This is a genomic window from Rivibacter subsaxonicus, from assembly GCF_004217215.1.
Lineage (GTDB): Bacteria > Pseudomonadota > Gammaproteobacteria > Burkholderiales > Burkholderiaceae_C > Rivibacter > Rivibacter subsaxonicus.
This window is the reverse complement of the sequence record NZ_SHKP01000006.1, coordinates 420,617-439,767: the sequence shown is the minus strand read 5'-3', so window position 1 is coordinate 439,767 and position 19,151 is coordinate 420,617. Positions and strand designations below refer to the sequence as shown.

The 19,151-nt window shown below is 68.5% G+C and carries 15 protein-coding genes and 1 tRNA gene; 4 read left to right on the top strand and 12 right to left on the bottom strand.

Going from position 1 to position 19,151, the window contains the following annotated elements; translation table 11 throughout:
- Positions 1-87: 87 nt before the first annotated feature.
- The 10 genes from EV670_RS11985 to cysS all read right to left on the bottom strand — a co-directional run bounded on the left by EV670_RS11985 (position 88) and on the right by cysS (position 13,322).
- Positions 88-2,307 carry a pentapeptide repeat-containing protein gene (locus tag EV670_RS11985; RefSeq protein WP_165393307.1) on the bottom strand — a complete coding sequence of 740 codons (2,220 nt, stop codon included), beginning with the start codon at positions 2,305-2,307 and terminating at the stop codon, positions 88-90.
- 41 nt (positions 2,308-2,348) lie between these two features.
- On the bottom strand, positions 2,349-5,681 hold the full coding sequence (locus EV670_RS11980) for a hypothetical protein (protein WP_130432344.1): 3,333 nt from the start codon (positions 5,679-5,681) through the stop codon (positions 2,349-2,351).
- 262 nt (positions 5,682-5,943) lie between these two features.
- Positions 5,944-6,426: an LEA/WHy family protein gene (locus EV670_RS11975; protein ID WP_130432342.1), complete on the bottom strand. Its 483-nt coding sequence runs from the start codon at positions 6,424-6,426 to the stop codon at positions 5,944-5,946.
- Positions 6,427-6,519: 93 nt separating this feature from the next.
- Positions 6,520-7,170: a hemerythrin domain-containing protein gene (locus tag EV670_RS11970; RefSeq protein ID WP_130432340.1), complete on the bottom strand. Its 651-nt coding sequence runs from the start codon at positions 7,168-7,170 to the stop codon at positions 6,520-6,522.
- A 143-nt stretch (positions 7,171-7,313) separates the two neighbouring features.
- A tRNA-Ser gene (locus EV670_RS11965) sits at positions 7,314-7,407 on the bottom strand.
- Between the two features lie 14 nt (positions 7,408-7,421).
- Entirely contained in the window at positions 7,422-8,693 is a 1,272-nt protein-coding gene (locus EV670_RS11960; RefSeq protein ID WP_130432338.1) for an aspartate kinase, read from the bottom strand.
- A gap of 56 nt (positions 8,694-8,749) precedes the next feature.
- The gene (gene tilS / locus EV670_RS11955) at positions 8,750-10,072 is read right to left on the bottom strand and encodes a tRNA lysidine(34) synthetase TilS (RefSeq protein WP_242616933.1); all 1,323 of its coding nucleotides are present in this window, start codon (positions 10,070-10,072) and stop codon (positions 8,750-8,752) included.
- A gap of 142 nt (positions 10,073-10,214) precedes the next feature.
- A complete protein-coding gene (locus EV670_RS11950) occupies positions 10,215-11,192 on the bottom strand; it encodes an acetyl-CoA carboxylase carboxyltransferase subunit alpha (protein WP_130432336.1) in 978 nt (325 codons plus the stop codon).
- Positions 11,193-11,244: 52 nt separating this feature from the next.
- Complete coding sequence (locus EV670_RS11945) at positions 11,245-11,913, bottom strand: DNA-3-methyladenine glycosylase family protein (protein ID WP_130432334.1); 669 nt, start codon at positions 11,911-11,913, stop codon at positions 11,245-11,247.
- Positions 11,914-11,939: 26 nt separating this feature from the next.
- The gene (cysS, locus tag EV670_RS11940) at positions 11,940-13,322 is read right to left on the bottom strand and encodes a cysteine--tRNA ligase (RefSeq protein WP_130432332.1); all 1,383 of its coding nucleotides are present in this window, start codon (positions 13,320-13,322) and stop codon (positions 11,940-11,942) included.
- A gap of 161 nt (positions 13,323-13,483) precedes the next feature.
- Here cysS and EV670_RS11935 point away from each other — a divergent pair, with 161 nt between their 5' ends.
- From EV670_RS11935 to EV670_RS11920, 4 genes are read left to right on the top strand one after another with little or no spacing between them, the layout of a single operon-like run.
- Positions 13,484-14,086 carry a peptidylprolyl isomerase gene (locus EV670_RS11935; RefSeq protein WP_130432330.1) on the top strand — a complete coding sequence of 201 codons (603 nt, stop codon included), beginning with the start codon at positions 13,484-13,486 and terminating at the stop codon, positions 14,084-14,086.
- Complete coding sequence (locus EV670_RS11930; RefSeq protein WP_130432328.1) at positions 14,087-14,587, top strand: peptidylprolyl isomerase; 501 nt, start codon at positions 14,087-14,089, stop codon at positions 14,585-14,587.
- Between the two features lie 13 nt (positions 14,588-14,600).
- The gene (locus EV670_RS11925; protein WP_130432326.1) at positions 14,601-15,410 is read left to right on the top strand and encodes a UDP-2,3-diacylglucosamine diphosphatase; all 810 of its coding nucleotides are present in this window, start codon (positions 14,601-14,603) and stop codon (positions 15,408-15,410) included.
- A complete protein-coding gene (locus EV670_RS11920; protein ID WP_130432324.1) occupies positions 15,407-16,192 on the top strand; it encodes a M90 family metallopeptidase in 786 nt (261 codons plus the stop codon). The genes EV670_RS11925 and EV670_RS11920 overlap by 4 nt, the downstream gene beginning before the upstream one ends.
- Before the next feature lie 47 nt (positions 16,193-16,239).
- Here EV670_RS11920 and clpA read toward each other — a convergent pair whose 3' ends face one another.
- Together clpA and clpS are read right to left on the bottom strand one after the other, a co-directional pair.
- Positions 16,240-18,549 (bottom strand): ATP-dependent Clp protease ATP-binding subunit ClpA, encoded by a 2,310-nt coding sequence (clpA, locus tag EV670_RS11915; protein WP_130432322.1) that lies wholly within the window; start codon positions 18,547-18,549, stop codon positions 16,240-16,242.
- Entirely contained in the window at positions 18,546-18,905 is a 360-nt protein-coding gene (clpS, locus tag EV670_RS11910) for an ATP-dependent Clp protease adapter ClpS (RefSeq protein WP_130432320.1), read from the bottom strand. The genes clpA and clpS overlap by 4 nt, the downstream gene beginning before the upstream one ends.
- Between the last annotated feature and the right edge of the window lie 246 nt (positions 18,906-19,151).

Sequence of the window (19,151 nt, the reverse complement as noted above, 5' to 3'; positions counted from 1 at the left end):
GGGCAGCGATGCCAGCCTGCCCGGCGACCCGCTCCTCGCGTCGAGCCTGCCCTTTCGGGCGTGCGCATGCCGGACATGTCTTCCGTCCTAGTGCCGGCCTGAGGTGCAGGTCACCGCGATCACGTCGCCCGTCGCCGGGTCGACGGTCGTCGTGCAGTTGCTCGGCTCCACCGGGCCGACCGGCGGCGTCCAGGGGTCGCCGGGCAGGCCGGTCGGCATGCCGCAGGATCCCTTCTTGCCGCTCGGGCAGGTCGCGTTGTCGGTGATGACCGCGGTGCCCGAGCTGCCGCCGCCGAGCTTGGTCGGCGGCCGGTTCACCGCGAAGTACTGGTACTGCACCGGCTTCTGGTAGCGGTCGGGGTCGGCCAGCACTTCGATGTAGACCTTGCCCTCGTCGGTGGTGCTCACCGCGGCGTTGTAGAGGTTGGCGCAGCTCAGGTCGGCGCCGATCAGGGTCGCCCCGCGCAGGTTGGCGGTACCGAAGACCGCCTTGGTGCCGCAGGTGGTCCCGCCACCGGCGCTCGCGCTCGTCAGGTCGGCGTTGATCAGTTGCGTGTTGGTCATGTTGACGCTTTGCAGGACCGCGTTCCTCAGGTCGAGGTTGGGCAGGTCCGCCAGGTTGAAGCTCGCGCCGGTGAGGATCGCGTTGGCCCCGCTGGCGTTGCCCACGCCCGGGCTGCTGTTGAACCACGAGGCCCCGTCGAGCACCGCGCCCACCATGTGGGCGGCGGACAGGTCGGTGTTGGCCATGTACGAGCCCGCGAGGATGGTCGGACCCTGGCCGCCCGCGTCGCTCTCCATCCAGGCGCCGGCGAGATTGGCGCCGCCCAGGTTGCTCGGCGACATCTGCGTGCCGCGGAAGAAGGCGCCCGGCAATTGCGCGTTCTTCAACGAGGCGCGCGCCATCAGCGCCAGGTTGAACACCGGCGGGCTGCCTGCGGGTGCGCTGGCCGATTCGAAGCTGGAGCCACTGAGGTCGGCCCCGCTGAAGTCGGTGCTGGCGAGGGTCGCGTGCGCGAAGGTCGTGCCGACCGCGCTCACGCCCGTCATCACGACGTTGTCGAGCCGGGCGCTGCTCAGGTCGGCGCTGCTCAGGTCGGCCGCCGGGTACACCGCGCCGCCGCCGTTGGGCACCGCGCCGTCGCTCTGGAAGATGGCGTTCGTCAGCACCGCGCCGCTGAGCTTGGTGCCCACGAGATGCGCGCTCGCAAACAGGGCGCGCGCCGCCTTGGCGTTGCTGAGGTCGGCGTGGCTGAGGTCGGCGCGCGAGAGGTCGGCATCGTTCAGTACGGCGCCCTGCAAGGGCTGGTTCGACAGGTCGACGGCCTGCAGGTTGCACTTCTCGCAGGCGTTGGTGCTGAGCAGCGTCGTCCTGCTCGTGCTGGGCGTGTAGGTTTCGGCGACCATCGACCTGGCCTGCGGATAGCCGTGGCCGTTGTAGTCGTAAAAGTTCAGGTTCGGCGTGATCAGCTTGCGCGAGCCGCGAAAGCCGGTTTCCGAATAGACCGTCACCTGGGTGTTGGGCCCCGCGTAGTAGAGAAGGTAGGTCGTGGAGCTCGAGGAGGCCGAGGGCGCGATCAGCCCGATGTCGCCGCAGGCCCCGGTCACGGTGACCGCCTCTAAAGGTGCGTGTTGGAGCACGAACTCGCTGGTCGCGATGTCGTCGAATGTGAGGATCGCCTGCGGACAGGTCCAGACCGGGACCGCGGCCACCGGCGTCGCGGCCGCCGCGGCCGCCGCGGCCCGGGAGGCTGCCAGCGCGCGCGCCGCGGTGTCCTGCTGCGGCATCAGGAAGACCAGGTCGAGCGCGCTGCTGCGGCCCTCGCCGAAGCGCAGCAGCGCCGTGTAGCGACCGGCCGCAATCGTCTGCGTCACGCAGGGGCCGCCTTCCTCGACCACCAGCACCTCGCGCCGCGCCTCGTCGCGCAGCACCATGCGGTGCGGCACGCCGCCGCCCGCCGCCTGCCGCGCCGCGCCGTCCCAGCAATAGGTGCGCGGCCCGGTGTCGAGGAAGTCATAGGGAACGACGTCGAAGCCCAGCTTGTCGAGCGCGGCCGCGGCGCTCGCGCCGAGTTGTGCCGGGTTGTGCAGCACCACCAGCACGCCGTTGTCCGGGTTCGCGGCCAGGCGCGAATCGGCCAGGAAGTGGCCCCCGGTGTAGAAGCTCTGCGTGCTGACCCGCGGCGCGCTGGCGGGGACCGCCTCCTCATCGTCGTCGCCGCCGCACGCGACGAGCAGCACGGCCGTGCAAAGTGTCGCGGCGGCGAGCCACCGCGACGCCGGCGAGGGCGGGATCCGTTGTGCCATGAGGCCTCTCCTGCTTCGTGCCCTGGACCAGGACCGCCGACCTAGGTCGACGGGCTCCATACGCTCACCGATGGCTCGACGACCGGCGAGCCCTTCACGGTCTCGTAGTTCAGCGTGTAGAGCCCGCGGAAGCGGTCGACAACGATGCTGGCGGCGGCGATGCCGGTGTTGCGCACGATGCGCTGGCCGGTGCCGCTGTCGTAGATGTCGAGCCGGAAGTCCGACATCTGCGTGCCGGTGCCGGTGTGCGAGAGCACGTAGAGCAGGTTCGTCGGCTCGATGCTGATGTCGAGCCAGGTGACGACGAGGCCCGCTTCCGCCACCAGATCCAGCACGCTGCTGGTCTCGCCCTTGAAGAACTTCCACGGCTTGCCGTCGATGTCGAAGGCCTTCACGCTCTTGGTCGCGCCGCCTTGCAGGATGAGGATCGCGCCGCCGTCTGCGATCGCCAGCGCGCTCGGGGCGTACAGCAACTCATCGTTGCCCTCGCCCTGGCCCGACATCACTTTCGCGTTGTTGGCGAACTCGTCGCCGTCGTAGGGCGCGTCGGGCAGGTCGAGCACCGCCAGTTTGTGGGCCAGCGTCGAGATGCCGACCACGCGCGGCGACGAGCCCTTGCTGTAGACCGCGATGCGGTCGATCGGGATGCGAAAGCGCCCCCAGCTCTGGGTCGACGGCGCCGTGACCGGCGTGCTCGTGTCGAGCACGATGCGGCGCAGGTGGCTTTCCGGGCTGCTCTTGCTGACGTCGATGACGTCGAGATAGAAGTGCAGGCCGTTGGGGGCCCCGACCTTGGCCGACATGTCGTAGGCCAGCGGCGCGGCCGCCGGGAAGCCGCAGCCCGGCGTCTTGTAGGCCAGGTTCGGGTCGCTCTTCAGGCTCAGGTTGCGCAAGGCGTAGAGCTGCCCGGTGGCGCTGCCACCGCGGCAGCTGGTCACCGTCGGCGAGGCGGCCTGCCACGAGGCTCCGATCATCCCGCCGGGCAGCCAGACGGCGAGATTGCCGAGCCGGCACAAGCCGCTGGCGTTGGTGCACACGGCGGCTTCGATGGCCGGGGGCGTGGCGGTGTACGTCCAGCCGTAATGGCCCGATGCGTACGTGAGCTTGTGGTGGTGGGTGTACTTGGTCGACGCGGTGATCGGCACCGCGTTCTCGACGGTCGGCACGTTGACCACCAGTGTGCTGCCGTCCGCCGGCGCCGAGTTGGTGAAGCTCACGTCGCCGGCGACCGGGTTGCCGTTGGCATCGGGCACCGGCTTGCCGTTGATGTCGACCGCCGCGCTGTGCGCCAGCGGATAGTTCGTGCTCGACAGGAAGATCACGCTGACGGTCGCCGGCGCGCCGGTCGCGGGGATGTCGTCGATCGTCACGCTGAGCGTGTCCGGCCAGGTGTTCCCCGGACGCTGCACGACGGTGCCGGGCGTGATCGCCGTGGTGCCGGCGGTGACGCTGAGCACGCAGTGCGTCGCGTCGCGCGGGAACTCGAAATCGAGCGGGTCGTAGCTGATCGAGAAGTTGATCGAGTGCTTGAACGAGACCGTGTTGCTGATGACGATCGGGTTGCCGGCGATCTCGGCGGTGGTGGCGACCATCGCGCCGATGGTGCCGGCCACGGCCACCGCGCGCAGGATCCAGCCGACGAAGGGCACGCTGTCCTCGACCTCCTCGCTCACGAAGGTGCCGGTGATCCACGCCCACAACTCGGGCGACAGCTCCTCCATCGGGATGACCAGCGCGTTCTGCACCACGGCCGTCAGCAGGCTCTCGACCGAGCCCTCCAGCCCGAGATCGTTCTTGTTCGAGCCGGTCGCGCTGGAGATGATCGCCGACAGCTCGCCCAGCGTCTTGATCCAGATGCTGGGCTTGTCGAGGATCAGCTCGATCAGCGTCTTGGTCGAGTCGATGCCGGTGCCGCTCGCCAGGAAGAACATCGGCAGCATGTACTGGCACACCGCGGTCATCGCGATGCCGGGGATGGCCGACGGCCCCCACGGCAGGTTGCCGTAGCCGCCCGGCCCGATCAGGTTCAGCCGCACCGAAGCCACGCCCGCCGGCAGGTCCTTCATCGTGATGCTGTAGGGGAACGGCGTCGGGATGCCGAAGATCGCCGGCGGGCTGCTGATCATGTCCCAGAACGCCAGCCGGTCGGTCTCGATGAGCAAGTCGCCCATGACACCGGCGAGCGTGCCGCTGCCGGTCACGTTCATCGCGTGTCCGCTGGCGTCGAGGTGTTCGAAGAACAGCCCGTACCAGACGAAGTTCATGTTCAGGATCTTGAGCGTGAACTGCCGATTGGCCGCCGAGCCCTGATCGCCGTAGAAGAGGATGTTGTGGTGGTAGCCCAGCGTGCTGAAAGTGACCTCGGAGGCGGTGGCCTGCGGCGCCGGGACGCTGCCGCCATCGCCCACCAGTGGCGTCGGGTTCGCCTCGGGAAAGCTCGCGGTGTCGATCGGGTCGCCGTGGTAGATGACCTGGTACTGCTGGTCCTTCAGCGCCGCGTCGTTCCTGATCGCCTGCACGATCGCCTGCACCGGGTCCACCAGCGCCTTGCTGGTGGCGTCGTTGTAGACGTAGTCGAAGGTGGGATTGCCCTCGCTGTCGAGGATCTTCGAGCCGTCGGACAGCAGCCGCGGCACCAGCACGGCCCAGCCGTCGTGGAATTGGCCGGTGATGTCATGCTCGTAGGCCGGCCCCAGGTCGCACAACACCTGGGTGAAATTGTCGACCGCGGCTGCCTGGTCGCCGTCCATGTGCGTCTCGACCTGCGCCGCGATGTCGCCATCGAGGTTCAGCACGTCGGGGTAGTGCGTGATGATCGCCTTCGCGGTGCTGCGGCCGCTGACGAAGCCATCCTCGACCTGGTCCTCGAAGGTGCAGATATCGTCGCCTGCGGCGCTCGCGCACAGGCCGCGGCACGACGCGGCACCGAGGCCGCGCGCGCGGCGCGCCGCGATGCGCGAGGCAGTCGGGATGTACATCGCGACCAGCGCCACGCCGTGACCTCGCGTCGGGCTCCGGGTCGTCACGTGCATGCGCTGCTGGCGCGTCAGGCTCACCGCGACGCCGTCGACATAGTGGGTCAGGTGCCGGTCGGGCACGCCCGCAAGGCCGGGCCTTGCCAGGCGCGCGGCCTGGCGCGACTGCTCGTCATGCACCTTCAGCGGATAGCGCCTGCCGCCGACGCGCAGCACATGCGGGTCATCCGCCGGCACCGCGCTGAGGTCGAAGTGGAAGCTCTTGAGCTCCGCATCCAGCGGCGCTGCAGGTGGCAGTTCGTAGTCGCTGCCGCCGCACGAGCCGAGCACGACGCCGGCCGCGCCGGTCAGGCCCAGGCGCCACGCCGCGCCGTTGAACTGCCGCCGAGTGATTCCCATCGCCATCGCCCTCGCATGGCCCCGCGTCCGGCACGTCGCTCGGACCAGAGTTCAAAGGCAGTAGGCTCCCTGAGACCACGGCGGTCTGCCTGCGTGCTTCTGCAGCAGCGGCGCCACGGAAGCGGCGGACACTAGCGAAGATCGCCGCCCTCGTCCAGCCCCACGAGCCGCGCGTCCCACGTGCTTGGGAGCTCGCGATTGCCGCTCTGGCGGCCGAGCCAAGCGGCGTGCACGGAGGTCTCCGCTGAACGACGGTCCCGGTTCAGCGTGCGCCTTCGCCCGGAAGCGCGAGTTCGCCGCGATGCTCGAAACGCACGCTGTTGAACAGCGGGCCGCCGATCTTGCCGCGCAGCTCGTAGTCGATCTTCTGCGGCATCTGGCCACCGGTGGCGACGCCGATGATCTGGCGCACCGCGCGCAGCGCCGACACGCTGACCGGCACCACCAGCACCGTCTCGCCAAAGCGCGGGATCGTGCCCTTGGCGTCGCTGACGCCGGTGGCGAAGCTCCTGCCCTGCACGTCCAACTCGACGAACAGGCCGTCGAAGTCGATCGGCGCGTCGTTCGGGTTCTGCACTCGCAGCTTGACGTTGAAGCGCAGTTCCATGCCCTCGCCCGCCAGCGGCTCGATGCCGACCACGCTGACCTGCACCGGTTCGCGCCCGGGCATGCTGGCGCAGGCGCCGAGCAGCGTGGCGACGGTCACGGTGGCGAGCGCGGCGAGCGCGCGGCGGCGTGTGGCCATGAGAGAGGCTCCCGACAGGCCCGGATCGGGCGCCGACGCAGTCTAGCGTCGCATGCCTGACGCGCCTGTCGCCGGGCGCGCCGATCACGCCTCTCAGCGCGCGCTCGGCTGGAACGTCCGGGCCACGCCCTTGCCCGCCATCGCCTCGATCGCCGAACCGAGGCCCAGCGGTGCCGGCAACGCGTTGAGGATCCGGCGGAACACCGTGCGATAGGCCTCGTCGCCCTCGTAGCCGGCAAGCGGATCGCGGTTCTGCTCGAAGGCCGCATCCAGTTCGGCCCAGTCCTGCTCGGTCAGCACGCGCTCGGCCAGCGGCAGGACGAGACTTTCCTCGATCCGCATGTGCTCGAGATAGAAGCCGACGTAGCGGTTCATCGCGTCCTCGAAGCGCTGGCGCCGGGCCGGCCCCTGGACCGTGTCGGCCATCATCTCGAAGCCGAGCAGATCGTGCTCGAGTTCGCGGATCGCCACCTCGCCGCCGGCGTGGTCGCGGTCGAGCCGGCTCAGTACCTCGGCCGCCTCCGGGCTGCGCTGGCGCAGCCTCGGGAACAGCAGCTCGCTCTCCTTCGTGTGATGCAGGCGCTGCGGGAACTCGTCGACATAGAACAGCATTGCGCGCAGCACGCCGAAGTCGGGCAGTGCGTCGTGCCTGCGCAACTCCGCCAGCAGCAGCACGATCGAGCGCAGCATGGCCGACAACGCGGTGTGCTCGCGGCGGATGATGGTGAGCGTGGCGTGAGTCATGGCGCGGACCTCCGATCGAAGCGCGCGGTGCACGCGGCACCTCGCCTGCGCAGCGTGCGCCTTGCGGCCGGCGCCCGGCTTGCGCTGGATCAATGGAGGCCCAAAAGCAAAAGCCCGCCGGAGGGCGGGCTTTGCGGATGGGTTGGCGGAGTCGGAGGGATTCGAACCCTCGATGCACGTTTTAGCGCACATACTCCCTTAGCAGGGGAGCACCTTCGGCCACTCGGTCACGACTCCAGGCCAGACCGCGATTATGCCTCAGCCGGCTGGTCGAGGTCGAAGGCCTTGTGCAGCGCACGCACGGCCAGCTCCATGTACTTCTCGTCGATGACGACCGAGGTCTTGATCTCGCTGGTCGAGATCATCTGGATGTTGATGCCCTCCTCGCTCAGCGAGCGGAACATGCGGCTGGCCACACCGACATGCGAGCGCATGCCGATGCCGACGATGCTGACCTTGCAGATCTTCGGGTCGCCGACCACGCTGCTGGCGCCGCAGGCCGGCGCCACGGTGTTCTTGAGCAGATCCATCGCGCGCGCGTAGTCGTTGCGGTGCACGGTGAACGAGAAGTCGGTGCGGCCGTCGTGCGAGACGTTCTGGATGATGACGTCGACGTCGATGTTGGCGTCGGCCACCGGGCCCAGGATCTGGAACGCGATACCCGGCTTGTCGGGCACGCCCATCACGCTGACCTTGGCCTCGTCGCGGTTGAACGCGATGCCGGAAACAACGGCCTGTTCCATTTTTTCGTCTTCCTCGAAAGTGATCAGCGTGCCCGAGCGCGCCTCTTCATTGATGTCGATGTCCCAGTCGGTGAAGCTGCTCAGCACGCGCAGCGGCACCCGGTACTTGCCGGCGAACTCGACCGAGCGGATCTGCAGCACCTTGGAGCCAAGGCTGGCCATCTCGAGCATTTCCTCGAAGCTGATGGTCGAAAGGCGCCGGGCCTCGGGCACGATGCGCGGGTCGGTGGTGTAGACGCCATCCACGTCGGTGTAGATCAGACACTCGGCCGCCTTCATCGCCGCCGCCACCGCCACCGCCGAGGTGTCGCTGCCGCCGCGGCCGAGCGTGGTGACGTTGCCCTCGGGGTCGATGCCCTGGAAGCCGGTGATGATTACCACGCGGCCGGCTTCGAGATCGGCACGCACCCGGACGTCGTCGATGCTCTGGATGCGCGCCTTGGTGAAGGCGCTGTCGGTGGCGATCGGCACCTGCCAGCCGGCGTAGCTGACCGCGTCGATGCCTTCGGCCTGCAGCGCGATCGCCAGCAGTCCGACCGAGACCTGCTCGCCGGTGGCGGCGATCAGGTCGAGCTCGCGCGCCAGCGCGGTGCTGTGCGTCGCGGGCGAGAGTTCCTTGGCCAGGCCGAGCAGGCGATTGGTCTCGCCGCTCATTGCCGAGGGCACCACCACCATCTGGTGGCCGGCGCGATGCCACTTGGCAACGCGCTTGGCGACATTGCGGATGCGCTCGGTCGAGCCCATCGACGTGCCGCCGTACTTGTGAACGATCAAAGCCATGAGTTGAACTAAGGCCGACGCGGGCACCCACGGCGCCCAAACGCGAACCCGGGATTCTACTGAGGCGGCTGACGCGGCTCTTGCGCGCCAGGCTCCCAGCGCAGCGCGAGCTGCGCCACACCGGGCGCGGCCTGCGCGCGGGCGTCGACGCCCAGGCCGGGCACCATCAGCAATGCACCGTCGGCCGCGTAGAGCAGCGGACCGTCGCGCTGCCACTCGGGCACGCCGAGCGCCTGGTACTGCTTCTTCAGGCTGCGCGGCGGCCGCTGCGGGCCGAGCTGGAACTGTTCGCCGCCGCTGCGCGCGCGCAGGCTGAGCGCGGCCAGCTGCTCGGTGGCAATGCCGCCCTGCTTCACGCGCGTCGCCACCAGCGTGCCGCCCCAGCCGGGCACGGGGAAGCGGCCGGCGCGGTGCAGGCCGAGCGTGGCTTCGACGGCCGGCGGCTTGGCAAGCGGGACCACTTCAAGACGCAGTTCGCCCCGGTAACGCCTGAGCTCGCGTGCATCGCCGGCGCCGACTGGCCAGCGCGCCGGGTCGCGGCCGACGCCAATCTCCCCGCACAGTCGCTCGACCAGTGCCGCGCTCGGTGCGCGACCCAGACGCGCCTTGAGCCAGTGCCGCAACAACAGTCGTGACTCGGACGGCGGTCGCCGCGCCCAGGCCGCGATGTCGAGCCGCTCCGGCATCGGTTCGGCCGCGGCAGCGGCCTTCGTGGCATCGATGGTCTGCTGCGCGCGGCGTGCCGCATCGGCAAGGCTCGCCTCGGCCTGCGGGAAGGCGGCGACCAGCGCCGGCCAGACCTCGAGCCGCAGCCGGTTGCGCGCGAAGCGCGGATCGTCGTTGCTGTCGTCGTCGATGAAGCGCAGGCGGCGTCGGCGCAGATAGGCCTCGATCGCCTCGCGCGGCTGCTCGAGCCAGGGTCGCAGCCAGCTGATGCCATCGCGCTCGACGCCGCGCGGCATTGCGGCCTGGCCTTCGGCGCCAGCCCCACGCAGCGCCTGCAGCAGGAAGGTCTCGGCCTGGTCGCGCCGGTGGTGGGCGAGCAGCACGATCGTCGCGCCCGCCGCGTGCGCCATGCGCGCCAGCGCCGCGTAGCGCGCGTCGCGCGCGAGCGCCTCGACGCTCTGGCCGCGCCGCGGCTTCAGGCTCAAACGCTCGTGATGAAGAGTGACCGGCAAGCCGGCACGGTGCCAGCGCTCGCACTGCGAGGTGCAGTGCGCGAGCCACTCGTCGGCGTGTGCACTCAGCCCGTGGTGGACGTGCAGCGCATGAACCTGCAGGCCGGCGTCGCGCGCGGCAAGCAGGGTTGCATGCAGCAGCGCAGTCGAATCGCGCCCGCCGCTGTAGGCGACCGCGAGATCCACACCTGCCGTGCTCATCTTGCCGCTCGCAGAGCTCGCGGCCCTCGACCCGTCCATGTCCAAACTGTTGGACATGGAGCCGCGCGCCATCGTGCCACTCGCAGAGCTCGCGGCCCTCGCGAGCCGTCCAAGCCCGAACTGTCGGGCTTGGAGCCGCGGCTCATCGGTCCTTGGTGTCGTTGAAGCGGCCGTAGCTCTTGAGCCGGTCGTAGCGCCGGTTCAGCAACTCGGTCGGCTTGAGGTCGGCCACCTGGCGCAGCGCGTCGTTGAGGGCGCGCTTCAAGAACGCCGCCATCGCCTTCGGGTCGCGGTGGGCGCCGCCAACCGGCTCGTTGACGATCTTGTCGATCAGACCGAGTGCCTTGAGGCGGTGAGCGGTGATGCCCATGGCCTCGGCCGCCTCGCTGGCACGTTCGGAGGTCTTCCACAGGATCGAGGCGCAGCCCTCGGGCGAGATCACCGAGTAGACCGAGTGCTGCAGCATCAGCACCTGGTCGCCGACGCCGATCGCCAGCGCGCCGCCGGAACCGCCCTCGCCGATGATGGTGGTGATGATCGGCACCTCGAGCCCGGCCATTGCGAAGATGTTGTGGCCGATCGCCTCGCTCTGGCCGCGCTCCTCGGCGCCGATGCCGGGGTAGGCGCCGGGCGTGTCGACGAAGGTGAAGACCGGCAGGCCGAACTTCTGCGCCAGCGTCATCAGGCGCAGCGCCTTGCGGTAGCCCTCGGGCCGGCTCATGCCGAAGTTGCGCGCGGCGCGCTCCTTGGTGTCGCGACCCTTCTGGTGGCCGAGCACCATGCAGGCCTGGCCGTTGAAGCGGGCCAGGCCGCCGACGATGCTCTGGTCGTCGGCAAAGGCACGGTCGCCGTGCAACTCGTGGAAGTCGGTGAACAGCTCGTTCACGTAGTCGAGCGTGTAGGGCCGCTGCGGATGGCGCGCGATCTGCGTCACCTGCCACGGCGTCAGGCTCGAATAGATCTCCTTGGCCAGTTGCTGGCTCTTCACGCTCAGGCGGTCGATCTCTTCGGAGATGTCGACCGCCGACTCGCTTTGCACATAGCGCAGCTCGTCGATCTTGCTCTCGAGTTCGGCGATCGGCTGCTCGAACTCCAGGAAATGCTTCTTCACCGTGCTCATGCGGGAAGCTCCTTGTGCTCATGCGCCGGCAGGAACCGGCGATCATGGATTGTCAGTAGTCCACCGGCAGCGGGTCAAGGCTGCGCCAGAGGTACCAGGTGGCGACGCTGCGGTACGGCGCCCAGGCGTCGCCCACCTCGCGCGCCTCGGCGCGCGAGACCGGCTCGCCGCTGAAGTAGTTGTCGCTGATGCCCTTGAGCAGCCCGAGGTCGTCGAGCGGCAGCACGTTGGGGCGCATCAGGTGGAAGATCAGGAACATCTCGGCTGTCCAGCGACCGATGCCGCGAATAGCGACCAGTTCCTCGATGATCGCCTCGTCGTCCATCGTGCCCCAGCGTTTGACATGCACGCTGCCCGACTCGAAATGCTGGGCCAGGTCGCACAGGTACTCGACCTTCCGGGCCGAAAGCCCGGCGCCGCGCATATCGGCGTTGCTCAGTTCGAGCACGCCGCCGGGCGCGATGCGGGCCGCCTCGCCGGGCAGCAGCGCGGCAAAGCGGTTCCACACCGACTGCGCCGCCTTGACCGAGATCTGCTGACCGACGATCGAGCGCGCCAGCGTCGTGAAGGCATCGCCCTTGCTCTGCAGTCGCGCCTCGCCAAACTGCGGGATCAGCTTCTTCATGACGCGATCGCGCCGCGAAAGGTGCTTGCAGGCCTCGTCCCAATAGTCTGGAGTCACTTCGGGAGTGACACGGGCGGATGTGCCGCGTGGAGCCATGATCGATCCGATGCGGGCGCCGGTACTCAGGCCCGCACCCAGGTCGTGCCCTGGGCCGAGTCCTTGAGCACGATGCCGCGCGCGAGCAGCGCCAGCCGGATGCGGTCGGCCTCGGCCCAATCCTTGGCCGCCTTGGCCTGCGCCCGCAGCGCGATCTGGGCCTCGATCTCGGCCGCCTCGTCGACACCCGCGCCGCCGCCCTGCAACCAGACGGCCGGGACCTGCTGCAGCAGGCCGAGCGTGCCGGCCAGCACCTTCAACAGCCCGGCCAGCGCGCTCGAGCGGCCGCGATTGATTTCGCCGGCAAGTTCGAAGAGCACCGACACCGCGATCGGCGTGTTGAAGTCGTCGTCCATCGCGGCCCTGAAGCGGGCCGCGTACGGCTCGGTCCAGTCGACCGTCGCCACGTCATCGGCCGCCACCGCATCGAGCGCGGTGTAGAGGCGGGTCAACGCGGCCTTGGCATCGACCAGTCCAGCGTCGCTGTAGTTGAAGGGGCTGCGGTAGTGGGCGCGCAGCATGAAGAAGCGGATCGTCTCGCCGTCGAAGTGCTTGAGCACGTCGCGGATGGTGAAAAAGTTGCCCAGCGACTTGGACATCTTCTCGTTGTCGACGTTGAGGAATCCGTTGTGGACCCAGAACCTGGCCATCTGGCGGCCATGCGCGGCCTCGCTCTGCGCGATCTCGTTCTCGTGATGAGGGAACTGCAGGTCCATGCCGCCGCCGTGGAGGTCGAAGCTCTCACCAAGCAAGGCGCAGGCCATTGCCGAGCATTCGATGTGCCAGCCGGGGCGGCCAGCACCGAAGGGCGCGTCGTACTTGGCGTCGGCCGGTTCCTCGGGCTTGGCGGCCTTCCACAGCACGAAGTCGAGCGGGTCGTCCTTGCCCTCGAGCACCGCCACGCGCTCGCCGGCGCGCAGCTGGTCGATCGACTTGCCGCTGAGCTTGCCGTAGCCCTCGAAGCGGCGCACCGAGTAGTTCATGTCGCCGCCGCTGCCCTGGTAGGCGTAGCCCTTGCCCTGCAGCGCCTGGACCATGCCGATCATCTGCGACACGTACTCGGTGGCGCGCGGCTCGTGCGTCGGTCGCTCGATGCCGAGCGCGCCGATGTCCTGGTGCATCGCGGCAATCATCTCGTCGGTCAGCGCGCGGATCGTGATGCCGCGCTCGAGCGCACGCTTGATGATCTTGTCGTCGATGTCGGTGATGTTGCGCACGTAGGTGACGCGATAACCGCTCACCTTGAGCCAGCGCTGCACCACGTCGAAGGCCATCATCATCCGCGCATGACCCACATGACACAGGTCATAGATCGTCATGCCGCACACATACATGCGGACATGACCGGGTTCGAGCGGGGTGAAGACTTCGGTGCTGCGGCTGAGCGTGTTGTGGATGCGCAGGCTCATCGGGCTGGGAACGGCAGGCACTCGTGGTGGCAGGTCGGCGCGCAAATGCTGGTGGCAAAAGCCCGGCGGCCGACGGAAGAAGCGCCGCAGTATAGCCACGCGACCGGCAACCGGAAGCGGCCTTCCGTGGACAATAGCGCGACCGACCCACCGGAGTTTCCATGAGTCCCGTCTCATCCATTGTTGCCGCCATCGGGCGGCGCGCAGCGTTGCTCGCCGGCTGTGCCTTCGTGCTGGCCAGCCTCGCCGCCCCGGCCCAGGCCGCCACCGAGCGCGTGCGCCTGAAGACCAGTGCCGGCGACATCGTCGTCGAGCTCGACCGCGCCAAGGCGCCCAAGACCGTCGACAACTTCGTCGCCTACGTCAAGGCCGGCCAGTACGACGGCACGATCTTCCACCGCGTGATCCCGAACTTCATGATCCAGGGCGGCGGCATGAGCAAGGACATGAGCGCGAAGCCGACCAAGGCGCCGATCGCGCTCGAGAGCCGCAGCGGCCTCGTCAACCAGCGCGGCACGATCGCGATGGCGCGCACCGCCGACCCCAACTCGGCCACCGCGCAGTTCTTCTTGAACCTCAAGGACAACGCCTTCCTCGACCAGGCCAACGCGCGCGACGGCCAGGGCTACGCGGTGTTCGGCAAGATCGTCTCGGGCATGGAGGTGGTCGACAAGATCGCGGCCGTGCCCACCACCAGCAAGGGGATGCACCAGAACGTGCCGGTCGAGCCGGTGGTGATCCTCCAGGCCAGCATGGAGAAGTAAATGAGCAAAGTCGAACTGCAAACCAACCACGGCAAGATCGTCCTCGCGCTCGACGAGGTCAAGGCACCCGAAACCGTCGCCAACTTCCTCGCCTACGTCAGGAGCGGCCATTTCGACGGCACGGTGTTCCACCGCGTCATCAAGGGCTTCATGATCCAGGGCGGCGGCATGGAGCCGGGCCTCAAGCAGAAGCCGACGCTGGCGACGATCAAGAACGAAGCCACCAACGGCCTCAAGAACGACAAGTACACGGTGGCGATGGCGCGCACCAACGATCCGCACTCGGCGAGCTCGCAGTTCTTCATCAACGCCGCCGACAACGCCTTCCTCAACCACACCGCGCCCTCGGGCAGCGGCTGGGGCTACGCGGTGTTCGGCAAGGTGGTCGAGGGCCAGGCCGTGGTCGACGCGATCGAGAAGGTCAGGACCGGCCGCAGCGGCTTTCATGACGACGTGCCGGTCGAGAACGTGCTGATCGAGCGCGCGGTCGTCGTTGACTGAGATCGCGAGGCGCGTGAGCACCGGTGCAGCCGCGGCCCTGCCGCTGCCGAGCTTCTGGGAGCTGGCCGCGCCGCGCGACTGGCAACGGATCGACCTGATCTCGGACCTGCACTTGCAGCAGGGCGAGCCGGGCACCTTCGACGCCTTCGCCGCCTACCTGCACTCGACGGCCGCCGACGCGGTGCTGATCCTGGGTGACCTGTTCGAAGTCTGGGTCGGCGACGACGCGCGCTTCGAGGGCTTCGATGCCCGCTGCACCGAACTGCTGCAGGAGGCCTCGAGCCGGCTCAGCCTGAGTTTAATGGCCGGCAACCGCGACTTCCTGGTCGGCGCCGAGATGCTGCGCCACTGCGGCATCACCGCGCTGCCCGACCCGAGCGTGCTGGTCGCGTTTGGCGAGCGCGTGCTGCTGACCCACGGCGACGCGCTGTGCCTGGCCGACACCGGCTACCAGCGGGTGCGCGCCGAACTGCGCAGCGAGGCCTGGCGCACGCGCATGCTGGCACTGCCGCTGGCGCAGCGACGCGCGATCGCGGCCCAGGCACGCAGCGCCAGCCAGGCCCACCAGGCCGAACAGAATCGGCGCCAACCCGAGGGCTACGCCGACGTCGACGCCGCGAGCGCGGTGCAGTGGATGCACCAGGCGGCCGCGCCGGTGATGATCCACGGTCATACCCACCGACCCGGTACCGAGGAACTGGCGCCGGGCTTCACGCGCATGGTGCTGAGCGACTGGGAACTCGACCACCAACCGCCGCGGGCCGAGGTGCTGCGGCTCTCGGCGCGCGGCTTCGAGCGGCTCGCGCTGGACCAGGTCGGATGATCGGCGGCTGGTGGCGACGCCGCCGTGATGCGCGCGCACTGCGCGAGCGGGCGATCCCCGACCCGCTCTGGGACGAGATGCTGGCGCGCTACCCATTCATCGCCGGCCGCTCCGAGGCCGAGCGACAGCAGTTGCGGCGGCTGAGTTCGTTGTTCCTCGACCGCAAGGAGTTCCATGCCGCCGGCGGCCTGCAACTCGACGACGGCATGGCGCTGGCGGTGGCGGCGCAGGCCTGCCTGCCGGTGCTGCACCTCGGCCTGGACGCCTACGATGGCTTCGTCGGCATCGTGCTGCATCCGGACGAGGTGCTTGCACCGCGCAGCGTGACCGACGAGCACGGCATCGTCCACGAGTACGAGGAGCCGCTCGCCGGCGAGGCGATGGAAGGCGGGCCGCTGATGCTGTCGTGGCGCGACGTGGCCGACGCCGGACCGCGGCCGGACGGTGCCTACAACGTCGTGATCCACGAGTTCATGCATGTGCTCGACATGGCCGACGGCCGCGAGCCCGACGGTGCGCCGCCGCTGCCCGATGCGGCCGCGCGCCGCCACTGGCTGCGCGTGATGGAGGCCGGCCACGACCGGCTTTGCCGCGCGGTCGATGCCGGGCGCGTCACCGTGCTCGACCCCTACGGCTGCGAGGGCGTCGACGAGTTCTTCCCGGTTGCCAGCGAGGCCTTCTTCGTCGATCCGCACGGGCTGCGCGACGAGGCGCCGGCGCTCTACGAGCTGCTGGCCAACTACTTCAGGCAGGACCCGGCGCGCGATCTGCCGCCACCATGAGAAAGGGCTCCCGAGGGAGCCCTTTGCACTGGTCGCGCGTACTCTGATCAATCGGCCGTCGCCGGCTCCGCCTTGTTCGGCTTGTCGTTCTTCTTGATCGGCTGGATGTCGAGCACTGGCTGGCCTGCGGCATCGATGTCGACCGTCAGCCGGCCGCCGTCGACCAAGCGGCCGAACAGCAGTTCATCGGCCAGCGCGCGCCGGATCGTGTCCTGGATCAGGCGCTGCATCGGCCGCGCGCCCATCAGCGGGTCGAAGCCCTTCTTGGCGAGGTGCTTGCGCAACTCGTCGCTGAAGCTCACCTCGACCTTCTTCTCGGCCAGCTGGCCCTCGAGCTGGAGCAGGAACTTGTCGACCACCCGCATGATGATGTCTTCATCGAGCGAGCGGAAGCTGACGATCGCGTCGAGCCGGTTGCGGAACTCGGGCGTGAACAGGCGCTTGATGTCGGCCATCTCGTCGCCCTGCTCGCGCTGGGTCGTGAAGCCGATCGTCGCCTTGTTGATGGTCTCGGCGCCCGCGTTGGTGGTCATGATGATGATCACGTTGCGGAAGTCGGCCTTGCGCCCGTTGTTGTCGGTCAGCGTGCCGTGGTCCATGACCTGCAGCAGGACGTTGAAGACATCCGGGTGCGCCTTCTCGATCTCGTCGAGCAGCAGTACCGAATGCGGCTTCTTGCTGATCGCCTCGGTCAGCAGCCCGCCCTGGTCGAAGCCCACGTAGCCCGGCGGCGCGCCGATCAGGCGGCTCACCGTGTGGCGCTCCATGTACTCGCTCATGTCGAAGCGGATCAGGTCGATGCCGAGGATGAAGGCGAGCTGCTTGGCGACCTCGGTCTTGCCGACCCCGGTCGGGCCGCTGAACAGGAAGCTGCCGATCGGCTTCTCCGGCTTGCCCAGGCCCGAGCGCGCCATCTTGATGGCGGCGGCCAGCGCGTCGATCGCCGGATCCTGGCCGAAGACCACGCTCTTGAGGTCGCGATCGAGCGTCTTGAGCTTGCTGCGGTCGTCGTTGCTGACGCTCGCGGGCGGGATGCGCGCGATCTTGGCGACGATCTCCTCGACCTCGTTGCGGGTGATGGTCTTCTTCTGCTTGCTCTTGGGCAGGATGCGCTGCGCGGCGCCGGCCTCGTCGATCACGTCGATCGCCTTGTCGGGCAGGTGGCGGTCGTTGATGTACTTGGCGGCCAGCTCGGCCGCGGCCTGCAGCGCGCCAAGGGCGTACTTGACCTGGTGGTGGTCCTCGAAGCGCGATTTCAGGCCCTTGAGGATCTCGATGGTCTGCTCGACCGAGGGCTCGACCACGTCGATCTTCTGGAAGCGCCGCGACAGCGCCGCGTCCTTCTCGAAGATGCCGCGGTACTCGCTGAAGGTGGTGGCGCCGATGCACTTGAGCTGGCCGGTCGACAGCGCCGGCTTGAGCAGGTTGCTGGCGTCGAGCGTGCCGCCGCTGGCGGCGCCCGCGCCGATCAGCGTGTGGATCTCGTCGATGAACAGCACCGCGCCGGCCTGATCCTTGAGCGACTTCAGCACCGCCTTGAGGCGCTGCTCGAAGTCACCGCGGTACTTGGTGCCGGCCAGCAGCGCGCCCATGTCGAGTGAGTAGACGGTGGCCTCGGACAGCACCTCGGGCACCTCGCCCTGGGTGATGCGCCAGGCCAGGCCCTCGGCGATCGCGGTCTTGCCGACGCCAGCCTCGCCCACCAGCAGCGGGTTGTTCTTGCGCCGCCGGCACAGGATCTGGATCACGCGCTCGACCTCGTGCTCGCGGCCGATCAGCGGGTCGATCTTGCCGTCGCGGGCGAGCTGGTTGAGGTTCTGCGTGTACTGCTCGAGCGGCGAGCCCTTGGCCTCGGCCGCCTCTTCCTTGTCGGCATCGGCACCACCGCCCTCGCTGCCCTTGCTGGGCTCGGGCGGCTCGCTCTTCTTGATGCCGTGGGCGATGAAGTTCACCACGTCCAGGCGCGTCACGCCCTGCTGGTGCAGGTAGTAGACGGCGTGCGAATCCTTCTCGCCGAAGATCGCCACCAGCACGTTGGCGCCGGTCACTTCCTTCTTGCCGGAGCCGGTGCTCTGGACGTGCATGATCGCGCGCTGGATCACGCGCTGGAAACCCAGCGTCGGCTGGGTGTCCACCTCGTCGGAGCCGCCCACGGTGGGCGTGTTCTCCTTGATGAACTGGGTCAGGCTCTTGCGCAGGTCGTCGATGCTGGCCGAACAGGCCTTGAGCACCTCGGATGCGGAAGGGTTGTCCAGCAGCGCGAGCAGCAGGTGCTCGACAGTGATGAACTCGTGGCGCTGCTGGCGGGCTTCGACGAAGGCCATGTGCAGGCTGACTTCTAGTTCCTGGGCAATCATGCGGCCTCCATGGTGCATTGCAACGGGTGCCCGGAGCGCTTGGCAGCGGTGAGCACCAACTCGACTTTGGTGGCGGCGACATCCTTGCTGTAGACCCCGCACACGCCCCGACCCTCATGATGGATCTTGAGCATGATCTGAGTCGCGGTCTCGATGTCGCGCTGGAAATACTCCTGCAGCACCATCACGACGAACTCCATCGGCGTGTAGTCGTCATTCAGCATCACGACCTGGTACATCCGCGGCGGCTCGGTCTTCTGGACCTTGCGCTCGGCCACGACCGCACCCTGGCCGGCGTCCGCCGGTGGCGGCGCGGGACGAGGTGGAACGGGCGGAACGGAGGGCTCGTCGGGCATGGTTCATTCTATAGACCGGACCTGATCCCAGGCCGCCTGTGGCGTCGATAGCGACGCTGCAAATAGTGCTGCTCTGCACAGTCAAGTGGAGGCGGCGCCCGCCCCTTCAAGGCCCCCGTCGATGGTCTGACCAAGGCGTTGCGGCCTCATGGTAGACGCTCCCTTGACACTAGTTTGGGGCCTTCAGAGAATCCCTAGAGAAGACCACAGCGCCACGAGCGCATACATACAAGCAGGAGGGGCGCC